Annotated in this window: 11 protein-coding genes; 6 read left to right on the forward strand and 5 right to left on the reverse strand. The window is 70.8% G+C overall.

The genetic code is table 11. The annotated features are described in order from the left end of the window. Positions 1-42 precede the first annotated feature (42 nt). Positions 43-2,439, reverse strand: coding sequence for an MFS transporter (locus ACIBEI_RS46630; protein ID WP_398897311.1), 2,397 nt, complete (start codon positions 2,437-2,439; stop codon positions 43-45). A gap of 220 nt (positions 2,440-2,659) precedes the next feature. Further along, positions 2,660-3,103 (reverse strand): SRPBCC family protein, encoded by a 444-nt coding sequence (locus ACIBEI_RS46635; protein ID WP_398897313.1) that lies wholly within the window; start codon positions 3,101-3,103, stop codon positions 2,660-2,662. Between the two features lie 183 nt (positions 3,104-3,286). Here ACIBEI_RS46635 and ACIBEI_RS46640 point away from each other — a divergent pair, with 183 nt between their 5' ends. Continuing rightward, complete coding sequence (locus tag ACIBEI_RS46640; RefSeq protein WP_398897314.1) at positions 3,287-4,321, forward strand: Rv2578c family radical SAM protein; 1,035 nt, start codon at positions 3,287-3,289, stop codon at positions 4,319-4,321. On the opposite strand, the gene ACIBEI_RS46645 is transcribed toward ACIBEI_RS46640, so the two are convergent. Then, positions 4,308-4,436, reverse strand: coding sequence for a hypothetical protein (locus ACIBEI_RS46645; protein WP_398897315.1), 129 nt, complete (start codon positions 4,434-4,436; stop codon positions 4,308-4,310). The two genes, ACIBEI_RS46640 and ACIBEI_RS46645, sit on opposite strands and share 14 nt — an antisense overlap. A gap of 205 nt (positions 4,437-4,641) precedes the next feature. Between ACIBEI_RS46645 and ACIBEI_RS46650 the strand changes: the two genes are divergently transcribed. The 3 genes from ACIBEI_RS46650 to ACIBEI_RS46660 all read left to right on the forward strand — a co-directional run bounded on the left by ACIBEI_RS46650 (position 4,642) and on the right by ACIBEI_RS46660 (position 7,375). After that, positions 4,642-6,234, forward strand: coding sequence for an alpha/beta hydrolase (locus ACIBEI_RS46650; RefSeq protein WP_398897316.1), 1,593 nt, complete (start codon positions 4,642-4,644; stop codon positions 6,232-6,234). Between the two features lie 66 nt (positions 6,235-6,300). Beyond that, positions 6,301-6,699 carry a RidA family protein gene (locus ACIBEI_RS46655; RefSeq protein WP_398897318.1) on the forward strand — a complete coding sequence of 133 codons (399 nt, stop codon included), beginning with the start codon at positions 6,301-6,303 and terminating at the stop codon, positions 6,697-6,699. Positions 6,700-6,823: 124 nt separating this feature from the next. Further along, positions 6,824-7,375: a GNAT family N-acetyltransferase gene (locus tag ACIBEI_RS46660; protein ID WP_398897319.1), complete on the forward strand. Its 552-nt coding sequence runs from the start codon at positions 6,824-6,826 to the stop codon at positions 7,373-7,375. Here the strand turns inward: ACIBEI_RS46660 and ACIBEI_RS46665 are convergent. Continuing rightward, entirely contained in the window at positions 7,348-8,364 is a 1,017-nt protein-coding gene (locus ACIBEI_RS46665) for an ATP-binding protein (RefSeq protein ID WP_398897322.1), read from the reverse strand. The genes ACIBEI_RS46660 and ACIBEI_RS46665 overlap by 28 nt on opposite strands. Before the next feature lie 373 nt (positions 8,365-8,737). On the opposite strand from ACIBEI_RS46665, the gene ACIBEI_RS46670 reads away from it, so the two are divergent. Continuing rightward, entirely contained in the window at positions 8,738-9,367 is a 630-nt protein-coding gene (locus tag ACIBEI_RS46670) for a response regulator (RefSeq protein WP_398897323.1), read from the forward strand. Between the two features lie 312 nt (positions 9,368-9,679). Here the strand turns inward: ACIBEI_RS46670 and ACIBEI_RS46675 are convergent, their stop codons facing one another. Continuing rightward, on the reverse strand, positions 9,680-10,273 hold the full coding sequence (locus ACIBEI_RS46675) for an adenylosuccinate lyase (RefSeq protein ID WP_398897324.1): 594 nt from the start codon (positions 10,271-10,273) through the stop codon (positions 9,680-9,682). A gap of 358 nt (positions 10,274-10,631) precedes the next feature. On the opposite strand from ACIBEI_RS46675, the gene ACIBEI_RS46680 reads away from it, so the two are divergent. Then, positions 10,632-12,449, forward strand: coding sequence for a 3-hydroxyacyl-CoA dehydrogenase family protein (locus ACIBEI_RS46680; protein ID WP_398897325.1), 1,818 nt, complete (start codon positions 10,632-10,634; stop codon positions 12,447-12,449). Positions 12,450-12,523 lie beyond the last annotated feature (74 nt).

A 12,523-nucleotide genomic window follows, 5' to 3' on the forward strand; every position in this document is an offset into this window, starting at 1 on the left:
TGCGCGCCCAGCCCCCACCGGCCCGCGGCCGACGCACAACCCTCAATCCTCGTGCCCCAACTGAAGATCCCGCTCGGTCCTCCCACCCCCGGCCACCTGCAAAACGGTAGCCACCGGCGGGTACCCCGCGGCGATCACCGTGTACTCCCCCGAGGAAAGATCAACGAACCGGAACGTTCCGTCACCCCCGGTGGTCAACGTGTCCACCACATTCCCCGCGGCGTCCAGCAGCGTCACCCGCGCGTCCTCGACGGGCCGCCCCCCACTGGCCCGCACGGTCCCCCGAAGCACGGCCCCGCCCGCCAGCTCGACGTCCTGCCGGGTCTCTCGGGCGGCCTGCACGCTCACGGGCAGGGCAGCGGGCCGAAAGGCCGGCGCACTCGCCGCCAGCGTGTACTCCCCCGCCACCAACTCCGAGATGACGTAACCCCCTTCGCGCCCACTGCGTGTCGTGGCGACGACCTCACCGTGCACATTGGTGAGCGTGACGGTCGCGTCCCGCACCGGCGTCCCGTCCGCCGTCACCACGCTCCCGGCCAGCCGTCCGGCGCCGCCGAGCACGACGTCCAGCTCGACCGGCCGCTCCCCGACGGTGACGCTGACGGCCTGCGGCTGATGCCCGCCGGCCGCGGCGATGAGGACGTACGACCCCGATCCGGGCGTCGACAGCGCGTACCGTCCGTCGTCCCCGCTCGCGCCCCGGCCGATCTGCTGTCCCGCGACGTCGATGAGGGTGAGCGCGGCGCGGGGCACGACGGTGCCGTCGGGGTGCTGGACGGTGCCGCAGACGGGCACTCCGGCGGCGTACGACGAACGCGCTTGCGGGACCGAGGAGTTGTAGGACGCGGTGGTCTCGGGGGCGGCAGAGGTGTGGTGGGACACCAGCGGTTTCTCCTTGAGGAAGAAGGCGACGAGCAGGCCCAGGACGAGCACCGGCACGAGGTAGAGGAAGATCCGCGGCATGGCGTCGGCGTAGGCCGCGATGTAGCCGTCGCGAAGCTCGGCGGGCAGTGCGTGGACGAGCTGCGGGGTGATGGACTCGGGGTCGGGCAGGCCGGCCCCGGCGGGCAGCCGTTCCGCGAGGGAGTCGGCGAGCCGGTCGGCGAAGAGGGTGCCGAAGACCGCGGCGCCGACGCTGCCGCCGATCTGTCGGAAGTAGTTGTTGGCGCTGGTCGCGGTGCCGAGGTCGCGGGGGTCCACGGAGTTCTGCACGGCGAGGATCAGTACGGGCATGACGAGGCCGATCCCGGCGCCGAGTACGGCCATCCAGATGCTGTAGTGCAGCCGGGGCGTGTCGACGTCCATCCTCGACAGGAGCCACATGCCGAGGACGGAGAGGAAGCCGCCGAGGATCGGGTGGATCTTGTAGTGGCCGCTGCGGCTGATGAGTTGGCCCGAGACGACCGAGGCGCCGACGATGCCGGCCATCATCGGGAGCATGAGCAGGCCGGACTCGGTGGCGGTGGCGCCGTCGACCATCTGCAGGTACGTGGGCAGATAGCTGGCCGCTCCGAAGAGGGCGACCCCGACGATCACGCCTACCAGAGCGGTGACATTGAAGACCCCGTCGCGGAACAGCCGCAGGGGGATAAGGGGTTCGACCGCGAAGTGCTCGACGACGAGGAACAGGGCCGTCGAGGCGACGGCTCCCGCTCCGAGCCCGAGAATGACGCGCGAGTCCCACGCGTACTCCGTTCCGCCCCAACTGGTCAGCAGCACCAGGCAGGTGGAGGCGACGGCGAGCAGCAGGGCGCCCAGGACGTCGAGGCGGGGCCGGGCGGCCGGCTTGGGGAGTTTGAGCACGACGGCCACGACGACGAGCGTGACCAGGCCGAAGGGCACGTTGACGTAGAAGCACCAGCGCCAGGAGAGGTGGTCGGTGAAGTAGCCGCCGAGCAACGGGCCGGCGACCGACGCGAGGCCGAAGGCGGCGCCGATCAGACCCATGAAGCGGCCGCGTTCCCTGGGCGGCACGATGTCCGCGATGATCGCCTGAACGCCGATCATGAGTCCGCCGGCGCCGACGCCCTGGAGTGCGCGGAAGGCGATCAACTGGTCCATGGTGCGCGACCATCCGGCCAGCGCGGAGCCGATCACGAAGACGACGATCGCGAACTGGAAGACGCCCTTGCGGCCGTACAGGTCGCCGAGCTTGCCGTAGACGGGCAGTCCGACGGTGGCCGTGAGCAGATACGCGGTGATGGCCCAGGACATCCGGTCCAGACCGTGCAACTCCCCGACGATCCTGGGGAGGGCGGTGGCGACGATCATCTGCTCCAGCGCGGCGAGCAGCAGCGCCAGCATCAGCGCGAAGAACACCATCCGCACGCGGGCCGGGCTGAGCGCCTCGAACTGCTGTGGTTCCGGCGGCCCTTGGGGTGTGTCGGGGGCCGGGGCCGAAACGCCGCGTTCGCCCGCCGCCAGAGTCGTCCCGCCCACGTGCTGCTCCCCTCGTCGCGCCTGCGCGGCCCATTTCTCGCATTACGCGACAACTGGGAGCAAGCGCGACGAGTCGCCCGTCAGTAGGGCTCAGCAGGCGTAACCGCCGGTGGGAGCCCTACGGCGTACGACGGAGCCATACCGAAAACCACTCGAAACGGTGAGCGTGAGAATCGCCCGGTCGAGCGCCTCCATACGCCCACCGGGACCGCACCGAGGGCTACTTCTCCACCTCGGTGGCGAGCTTCGCCAGCACCTCGTCGTAGATCCGCCCGAGACCCTTGGGCGCGAAGGTCTTCTCGAAGAAACCGCCGATGCCGCCGGCGCCGTTCCAGACGGTGGTCACGACGACACGGGACTTGCCCTCGCCGGCCGGGGTGACCCGCCAGGTCGTCACCATCGTGGAGTTGCGGTCCTTCTCGACGAGTTCACCGTCGGTGGGCTCGCTCACCTCGAGCAGGCAGTCGCGGACGCGCTTGCTCGTGGCCTGGAGCTTCCAGTGGACGAGGCTGCCCTCGCCGTCACCGCCCTCACGCACCTCGTACTCGCTGAAGTGCTCGCTCAGGACCTTCGGACGCGTGCCGGTGTAGTCGGCCAGCGCGTCGAACACGTCGTCGGGCTGAGCCGCTACGACTCGCTCAGTGGTGGCCTCGACCTGCGCCATTGCGTTCCTCCAGCACTCGGGATCTCGGGGGTCAGCGCTCAGCCAACCATCAGGCGGTCGAGCCGCCCAAATCGGGGTCCCCTCAGGGCCCGGAGCCTCGGACGCCACGCCCGTCGAAAGTGAGTTCGCACGATCAAGGGAACATGTGTTCTATTCTGTGTCCAGTGCTACCGAGGAGGCGTCATGCGCTGGGAGAACCTCACAGTGGAGTCCGGCGGCAACCTGCCGAGGGACGCCGCGCTGTTCGGCGCGGACGCGGTGACCACACGTACGTTCGACACTCCGGAGTTCCGTGGAATCACGTTCCACGAGATCCGGGCCAAGTCGATCGTGAACCGGGTGCCGGGCGCCTCGCGCATGCCCTTCGAGTGGACGGTCAACCCCTATCGGGGGTGCACGCACGCGTGTGTCTACTGTTTCGCCCGCAAGACCCACAGCTATCTGGACCTCGACACGGGCCTCGGCTTCGACAGCCAGATCGTGGTGAAGGTGAACGCCCCGGAGCTGCTGCGACGGCATCTCGGCTCACGGCGCTGGCTCGGCGACCACATAGCGATGGGCACGAACGTGGACTGCTACCAGCGCGCCGAGGGCCGCTACCAGCTGATGCCCGGCATCATCGCGGCCCTGCGCGACCACGCGAACCCCTTCTCGATCCTCACCAAGGGCACGCTGATCCTGCGTGACCTCGACCTCCTGAAGCAGGCGGCCGCGGTGACCGAGGTCGGGATCTCCGTCTCGGTGGGCTTCACCGACCACGAGCTGTGGCGGACCGTGGAGCCGGGCACCCCCGCCCCCGAGCGCCGCCTCGACGCCGTCCGCACGCTGAGCGAACACGGCATCGACTGCGGGGTCCTGATGGCCCCGGTGATCCCCTTCCTGGGCGACGACCCGTCCCAGCTGCGCGCGACGGTACGGGCGATCGCGGCCTCCGGCGCCACCTCGGTCACACCGCTCGTGCTGCATCTGCGGCCGGGGGCGCGCGAGTGGTTCATGAGCTGGCTGGCACACCACCACCCGTATCTGGTGCGCCGCTACGAGCGCCTGTACGCCGAGGGCGCCTACGCCCCGAAGTGGTATCAGCGCCGGATCACCCGTCAGGTCCATGAACTGGCCGAGGAGTACGGGATAGGTCCCACGCGCGCGGGGATGCCGCGCAGGATCCCCGCACCCGTCGAACCGGCCGTCCCGGAGCCGACCCAGCTCACCCTTCTCTGACCGGCAGCGACACAGACTCCGGCACCGGCACCGGCACCAGGACGAGCAGCAGCACCAGGACGAGCATCGCCACCCACTCCGACCAGGACGTCTCAGCTGCATCCGGGCGCATCACGCGGCCCGATCGGGTCAAACTCCTGCCGGAATCGCTTCTTCCGGGTGCCCGCTCCGGGACGATACGGCGAAGGCCGTGGCGTGCACGGCCCACACCCTCCGTCCTGGGAGGTCCGATGCTGCATCTCCCCGGGGGACCCCCGGACCCCCGGCCCGAGGATCAGGCCAGAATCCCTGCCCGGAACATCCATGCGAGGCGATTCATCGTGAACCGACGCGCAGCTGCTCTGTGCGGTGCCGCTGCCGTGGTGGCCGGAATGATCACCGCGATCCCGGCCGGCGCGAACGCGGACTCCGCGACCGCACCGCGCACCACGCTCTCCGCCGACCAGGCGAAGCTCACCTGGAAGAAGTGCGGCACCACCTCCTATCCGACGCTCCAGTGCGCGTCCCTGAAGGTGCCGCTCGACCACACGGACCCGCACGGCGAGCGCATCACGCTCGCGCTGTCGCGGGTCCCGCACACCGCGAAGAAGTCCCAGGGACCGCTCCTGGTGAACCCGGGCGGCCCCGGCGGCAGCGGCCTCACGCTCGCCGGCTTCATCGCGGCCACGCTGCCGAAGGCGGTGGCCTCGCAGTACGACGTCATCGGGTTCGACCCGCGCGGCGTCGGCGCCAGCAAGCCCGCCCCGAACTGCAGGCCGGGGCACTTCAAGCCCGTACGCCCCGACTCGGTGCCGAGCACCCCCGCCCTGGAGAAGGCCAACCTCGACCGGGTCAAGGCCTTCGCGAAGGCGTGCGGCGCGAAGTACGGGAAGCTGCTGCCGTACCTCGACACCGTGAGCGCGGTCCATGACATGGACGCGATCCGGCACGCGCTCGGCGCCAAGAAGATCAACTACTTCGGGTACTCGTACGGCACCTACCTGGGCGCCGTCTACGCGAAGCTCCACCCGGACCGCGTACGGCGCATGGTGCTCGACTCCATCGTCGACCCCACCGGAGTCTGGTACGAGGACAACCTCGCCCAGGACCACGCCTTCAACGACCGTCACCGGGCCTTCATGGCCTGGGTCGCGAAGAACAACGCGAAGTACAGGCTCGGGACCGATCCGGAGAAGATCGAGACCAAGTGGTACGCAATGAGGGCCGCGCTGGCGAAGAAGCCCGCGGACAAGACGGTGGGCGCCTCCGAACTGGAGGACACGTTCGTCCCCGGCGGCTACTACAACGGCTACTGGCCGTATCTCGCCGAGGCGTTCGCGGCCTTCGTCAACGATAAGAACGACGACCCGCTGGTCGAGGCGTACCAGAACTTCGGTGCCGTCGACACCGCGGGCGACAACAGCTACAGCATCTACACCTCGGTGCAGTGCCGTGACGCGTCCTGGCCGCGCGACTGGGAGACGTGGCGCGAGGACAACTGGGAGGTGTACGAGAAGGCGCCCTTCATGACCTGGAGCAACGCCTGGTACAACGCGCCGTGCGCGTTCTGGCCCACGGACTCCCTGGAGCCCGAGGACGTCTCCAACGACTCGGTGCCGCCGGTGCTGCTGTTCCAGGCGACCGACGACGCGGCCACCCCGTACGAGGGCGGTGTCATGGTCCATCACCTGCTGGGCGACTCCAGCCTGGTGGTCGAGCAGGGCGGCGGCAACCACGGCATCACGCTGAGCGGAAACACCTGCCTGGACAAGCACCTGGCCACGTATCTGGCCGACGGCAGGGTGCCGCGCAGCGGCGGTGAGGTCGACGCGGTGTGCAAGCCGCTGCCCGACCCCAAGCCGCTGAGCAAGAAGGCCTCGGCCTCGGGCTCGCGCGGCGCGACGCTGCACGGGCTGCTCGGATTCCGGGGCTGAGCCCCGGCAGGTGAGCGGCGGCCGCCCGTCGGGGGCGTTGTCAGTGCCGTGGTGCAGGATTGATCCATGGCCGAACTGACGCGCATCTCCGCCCCCGACGGGGTCGCCCCCGCCGCCGCGTACACCCACGTCGTCATGGGCACAGGTCGCTTCGTGGCGGTCTCGGGCCAGCTCGCGCTCGACGAGAACGGCAAGCTCGTCGGGAAGGGCGACCCGGCGGCGCAGGCCCGTCAGGTCTTCGAGAACCTGCGGCGCTGTCTGGCCTCGGCCGGGGCCACCTTCGACGACGTGGTCAAACTGACCTTCTTCGTCACGGACATGGCGTACATGCCGGCCGTCCGCGCGGCCCGGGACGAGCACATATCCCCTGACCGCCTCCCGGCCGCCTCAGCCGTGCAGGTCGCCGCGCTGGTGAGCCCGGACTTCCTGATGGAGATCGAGGCGTTCGCGCTGCTGCCCGAGTGAGCCGAGAGTGCCGCCCGAGTGAGCCGAGGGTGTCGCCCGAGTGGGTCGCGGATTCGGCCCGGGCGATCCACGGGCCCGCCGTAATTCACGGGACCCCTCCCCCACGGCCGCCTAGGGTGCCGCCATGGACGAACGCCTCCGCACCACTTCCGCCACTCTCCACGTCCGGGAGATGGCCCTGGCCGACTGTCCCCGGGTGGCCGAGATCCGGGTGCGCGGCTGGCAGACGGCGTACAAGGGGCTGATGCCGCAGGCGTACCTCGACGGGCTCGACCCGGCGGAGGACGTCGCGCGTCTGCGGGCCCGCTTCGAAGGAGCCGGTGAGGGCGTGGTGAGCCTGGTCGCGGAGTGGGACGGTGACGTCGTCGGCTGGGCGTGCCACGGTCCGTACCGGGACGGTGAAGTCCGCACCGCGGAAGCCGAGTTGTACGCGATCTACGTGGACCCCGACCGGCTGGCGAGCGGTGTCGGCCGCGCCCTGCTGCGGGAGTCCGTCGCCCGCTGCACGGCCGCGGGGCACGGCCGGATGCTGCTGTGGGTGCTCCGCGAGAACGTGAGCGCGCGGCGCTTCTACGAGAAGGCCGGTTTCGCTCCGGACGGCGCGGAGGAGCCTTTCGAGGTGGACGGTGTCGAGGTGCCGGAGGTGCGTTACGCCCGTGTGCTGGGGGGCTCCTGAGGGAGGCTCACGCAGAACACGGCGCCGCTCGGCCGGCCAGGCTCGTACCAGGCGTCGCCGCCGTTCGCGCGGGCCAGGCTGCGGGCGATCCACAGGCCGAGGCCGGTGCCCTCGGTGGCCGCCGCCGTGGCGGGGTCGCGGCGGTAGCACTCGAAGAGGTGCGGGACGAAGGACTCGGGAACACCTGGACCGTGGTCCGCGACGGACAGTTCGATACGTCCGCCGGTGGCGCGCGCCGTGATCTCGACCGGCTCCCGGCCGTAGGCGAGGGCGTTCTCCAGGCAGTTGGTGAAGATCTCGGCGAAGGCCACCCGGTCGACGCGCGCCACCAGATGCGCCGGGACGGCCAGCCGCAGATCACGGCCGCGGGCCGCGGACTCGGCGAGGCGTTCCAGGAGGAAGCCCAGCACCGGCACCGCTTCCGGCACACCCTGCTGCCACGATCCGTCGATGCGGGCGGCGGTGAGCAACTTGCGGACGAGCGACTGCAGTCGGTCCGTGCGCTCGGCGATCCGCTCGACCAGTTGCGCCCGCCCCTGGTCCGTCAGGTCGGGTGGCGGCTCCTTCAGTACGTGCACCAGGGCGCCCAGGGCCGCGAGCGGGTTGTGCAGTTGGTGTGCGGCCACGGCTACGACCACGCTCTGGTGTTCGAGGGCGGACTGGAGGACGTGGTCGGCCTGCCGTCGGCGGGTTCCGTCGCGCAGCGCTGCCACGTACAGCCGGCGGTCGTCGAGCCGGGCCAGGGTGACCCGCATCTCGACGACCTTGCTGCGGCCGTTCGGCAGGGCCAGCGTGACCTCGGTGGCCTCGCCGTGGACCAGCGGGAAGCCGAACGCCGAGCCGATCAGTTCGTCCGCGGGGCGCTCCAGCAGTGTGGCCGCGGCCGGGTTGCAGGCTCGTACGCGGCCGTCGGTGTCCACCGCGACGATGCCGTCCGGGGCTGCCAGTGCCATCGCCTCGTACAGGTTCCGCGGCCCCTCGTCAGTCATCCATTTCGCCCCCGCCGCCCCTACCCATTCCCGTCCCTTTCTGGGGGCTGCCGCCCCCAGACCCCCGCCATCGGCCTGAACGGCCTCGTCCTCAAACGCCGGACGGGCTGGGTATTTCAGCCTCTCCGGCGTTTGAGGAGCGGGGGTTCGGGGGCTGGCCCCCGAGTAGTGACGGGAATGGGTAGGGGCGGCGGGGGCGAAGAACCACGCTTCCGCCTCAACTCTGGACTGACACAACGCCGTTGGGCCAGACACGGGGAACACATTTCCGAGTACGGCCGGGTCCTGACGGCGCCGCACGGCACTACGCTCGAAAGCGCATCGCCACAACCGGCCCAGGGAGAGCCGGCCATCCGGAGGGGGAGGATCCGGGATGATCCGCGTGCTCGTGGTCGAGGACCAGCGCGCGCTGGCCGACGCCCTGGCCATCGCCATCGCGGCGCAGCCCGACCTGGACTGCGGTGACGCGGTGGGCACGGTCGACGAGGCGTTGCGGGAGGCGGTCCGTCGGCCGCCCGCCGTGGTGCTCATGGACATCCATCTGCCGGGCAGGGACGGTATCGAGGGCACCCGGCTGCTGAAGGCCGCGCATCCCTCGACCCGGGTGGTCGTCCTGACCGCGGACGCGACCCCCGACCAGCTGGCCCGGGCGGTGACGGCGGGCGCCTCGGCCTTCCTCGCCAAGCACAGTGCCTTCGGGGACATCCTCACCGCGATCCGGACCACGGCCGACGGCAAGCTCCTGGTGGAGGAGTCGACCCTGGCGGCGCGGCTGCCCGAGCAGCGGTGGGAGCGGAGCGGGCTGACCCGCCGGGAGCACGAGGTGCTGGCCCTGCTCGCCCAGGGGCACGGTCTCAAGGTGATCGCGGACCGGCTCGTGCTCAGCAGGCACACGGTGCGCGGGCATGTGAAGAGCGTCCTGGTGAAGCTGGGCGCCCACAGCCAGCTGGAGGCCGTGGTCACAGCGACGCGCCTGGGCATCCTGCCGCGCCCGACCGCATGACAAGGTCCACGAGGTCCGACCGTAGAACGGTGAATCAGCCCATCTGAGGGGGCCGTTCGCCCCGCCTGGGGGATGCCCGGTCCCCCGCCCGCTGCCTATGGTGCGAAAAGTGCGGCCCCGTCGACTGGGGCCGCCGGGGAGCAGGACCCGGGCCAGATGCGCGGAGATGACGGCAGGTCGGATCCCGCGACGTTCGTCCGCCTGCCGGTCGCCCGTCTCCCGCCGGGCGAACCCCCGGCGACCCCGCCTTCTCCAGGGGCACTCGGTACCCCGCAGGTCACAAGGCACTCCACCGTGAACGCCCGTCCACACCTATTCGCGTGGCGCCCGCTGCGCCGGCAGCCTCTTCAGCGCACTCGCCGCCGCCTGGGCCAGCGGCGGATGGGCGAGGGCCTCGTTCAGGACGGGGCGGGCCCGTTCGTCGCCCAGGGCGCCGAGCCCGTCCACGCACGCGATGGCGACACGGCGGTACGGGTCGTGCGGACGGAACCTGCGGGCCAGGGTCGTGATCAGCGCGGGTACGGACTCGGGAGCGCGCAGCTCGACCAGGAGCCGTACCGGATGGAGTGCGTAGGCGACGCGTAACTCGTTGGTGGCCAGGGCGGCCGCCGCGCGGGCCGTGCGCGGGTCGCCGAGCCGGGCCAGGGCGTGCGCGGCGGACGCGCAGCGCTGTGGATCGCGGTGGTTGAGCAGCAGGACGAGTGCCTCGAAGGCTCGCCGGTCCCCGGCAAGACCGAGCCGGAACGCGGCCAACTCCCTTGCCCAGAGCCGCTGTTCGGGTGCGATGAGCACGTCGGCCAGTTCGTCGAGGTCGCCGGTCGAGGCCAGTCGTTCGTACGAGTACGAGGCAGCCGCGCCCGCCTCGTGCCGTAAGCGCTGGGTGAGCGATCGCAACTCTTCGTCCATATCGCCGAAGCCTATCGGCGACGTACGTCACATTCACCGGGGACTGGCGCGCTCGTTACCCACCAGTTAAGCTCAATCGAGCGAGTTACCCACTCGCTGACTTGCTCGTGGTGGCCTGGTGACGCAGCCGCCGCGGGTGCTGGTCGGTTCGGTACTTCACGTACCTCTGTACGACACGGCTCCGGGACAGGGCCGGTCGGGTCTTCCTCACCGTTTCGTGGGTTCGCAGTCTCACCCACTCACGGCGCCGGGCGTGTGCGCTTCGTAGCCCGGCATCACCCGCAACCTCCGCACCGTGTGCGCCCGTCGGCGTATCCGGGTGCGTCCCTCAGTCGTCACTCATTCCTGGAGTCCCGCGATGGCCACTCCCCTGTCCGACCCTTCCCTGTCACTCTCCGCGTCCCCGCTCAAGACCGTCGCCGTCGTCGGCCTCGGCACGATGGGGACCGGCATCGCCGAGATCCTGGCCAAGGCCGGCCGCGAGGTCGTGGGCATCGACATCAGCGAGGCCGCCGCCGCGCAGGCCACCGCCGCCCTGGAGTCCTCGACCGCCCGTGCCGTGCAGCGCGGACGCCTCACCGAGCAGGAGCGGGACGACTCCCTCGCCCGCTTCGTCACGTCCACGGACCTGCGGGCCGCGGCCGACGCAGACCTGGTGATCGAGGTGGCTCCGGAGTCGTACGACATCAAGCACCAGATCTTCCGGGAGCTGGACGGCATCGTGCGCCCGGAGACGATCCTGGCGACCGGCACCAACGCCCTGTCCGTCACGCGGCTTGCCGCCGACTCGGCCCGCCCCGAGCGGGTCCTTGGCCTGCACTTCTTCAACCCGGCCCCGGCGATGAAGCTGGTCGAGGTCGTCTCGTCCGTGCTGACCGCGCCGGCCGCCGTCGCCGCCGTCACGGACCTCGCCCTCGAACTCGGCAAGGAGCCCGTCGCGGTCGGCGACCGCCCCGGCTTCGTCGCCGACGGACTGCTCTTCGGCTACCTCAACCAGGCCGCCGCGATGTACGAGGCGAAGTACGCGAGCCGCGAGGACATCGACGCCGCGATGAAGCTCGGCTGCGGCCTGCCCATGGGCCCGCTGGCCCTGCTGGACCTGATCGGCGTCGACACCGCGCGTACGGTCCTGGAGGCCATGTACGCCGAGTCCCACGACCGGCTGCACGCGCCCTCGCCCATCCTCAAGCAGCTCAGCGAGGCGGGCCTGACCGGCCGCAAGTCGGGGCGCGGCTTCTACACGTACGACGCCCCGGGCAGCGCGACCGTCGTGCGGGACGCGCTCACTCCCCCGGAGGGCGCATCCCTGGTGCCCGGCCGCACCGTGCGCTCGGTCGGCGTCGCGGGCTCCGGCACCATGGCGTCCGGTATCGCCGAGGTCTTCGCGAAGGCCGGGTACGAGGTCGCGCTCGCCGCCCGCAGCGAGGAGAAGGCACAGGCCGCCAAGGCCCGTATCGGCAAGTCGCTCTCACGCTCCGTCGACAAGGGCCGGATGACCGCCGAGGCCGCCGCCGAGACGCTGGGACGGATCACCCCGGCGGGCTCGTACGACGCCTTCGCGGACGTCGATCTGGCGCTGGAGGCGGTCGCCGAGGACCTGGAGATCAAGCAGCAGCTGTTCGCGACCTTCGACAAGGTCTGCAAGCCCGGCGCGATCCTTGCCACCACCACCTCCTCGCTGCCCGTCGTCGCCTGTGCCCGCGCCACCTCGCGGCCCCAGGACGTGGTCGGCATGCACTTCTTCAACCCGGCCCCGGCGATGAAGCTGGTCGAGGTCGTGCGCACGGTCCTGACGGCCGACGACGTGCACGCCACGGTCAGGGAGGTCTGCGCGAAGGTCCGCAAGCACCCGGTGGACTGCGGCGACCGGGCCGGTTTCATCGTGAACGCGCTGCTGTTCCCGTACCTGAACAACGCGATCAAGATGGTCCAGGAGCACTACGCGACGCTCGACGACATCGACGCCGCGATGAGGCTCGGCGGCGGCTATCCGATGGGCCCCTTCGAACTCCTCGACGTGGTCGGCCTGGACGTCTCGCTGGCCATCGAGAAGGTCCTGCACCGCGAGTTCCGTGACCCGGGCCTCGCCCCCGCGCCCCTCCTGGAGCACCTGGTGGCCGCGGGCTGCCTCGGCCGCAAGACGGGCCGCGGCTTCCGCGAATATGCACGACGCTGAGCCGCCGCGCGACGCCGGGCCGGGGGACAGGCCCGGCGAGCCCGCCTCCGGGCCATGGGACCGGCCCGGAGGCG

Source organism: Streptomyces sp. NPDC050988 (assembly GCF_044456225.1).
Taxonomy (GTDB): Bacteria; Actinomycetota; Actinomycetes; order Streptomycetales; family Streptomycetaceae; genus Streptomyces.

Bases quoted from the DNA above. Each gene is read 5' to 3' on its own strand.
- ACIBEI_RS46635 (WP_398897313.1), bottom strand. From the start codon at position 3,103: ATGGCGCAGGTCGAGGCCACCACTGAGCGAGTCGTAGCGGCTCAGCCC.
- ACIBEI_RS46640 (WP_398897314.1), top strand. From the start codon at position 3,287: ATGCGCTGGGAGAACCTCACAGTGGAGTCCGGCGGCAACCTGCCGAGG.
- ACIBEI_RS46655 (WP_398897318.1), top strand. From the start codon at position 6,301: ATGGCCGAACTGACGCGCATCTCCGCCCCCGACGGGGTCGCCCCCGCC.
- ACIBEI_RS46660 (WP_398897319.1), top strand. From the start codon at position 6,824: ATGGACGAACGCCTCCGCACCACTTCCGCCACTCTCCACGTCCGGGAG.
- ACIBEI_RS46665 (WP_398897322.1), bottom strand. From the start codon at position 8,364: ATGACTGACGAGGGGCCGCGGAACCTGTACGAGGCGATGGCACTGGCA.
- ACIBEI_RS46670 (WP_398897323.1), top strand. From the start codon at position 8,738: ATGATCCGCGTGCTCGTGGTCGAGGACCAGCGCGCGCTGGCCGACGCC.
- ACIBEI_RS46675 (WP_398897324.1), bottom strand. From the start codon at position 10,273: ATGGACGAAGAGTTGCGATCGCTCACCCAGCGCTTACGGCACGAGGCG.
- ACIBEI_RS46680 (WP_398897325.1), top strand. From the start codon at position 10,632: ATGGCCACTCCCCTGTCCGACCCTTCCCTGTCACTCTCCGCGTCCCCG.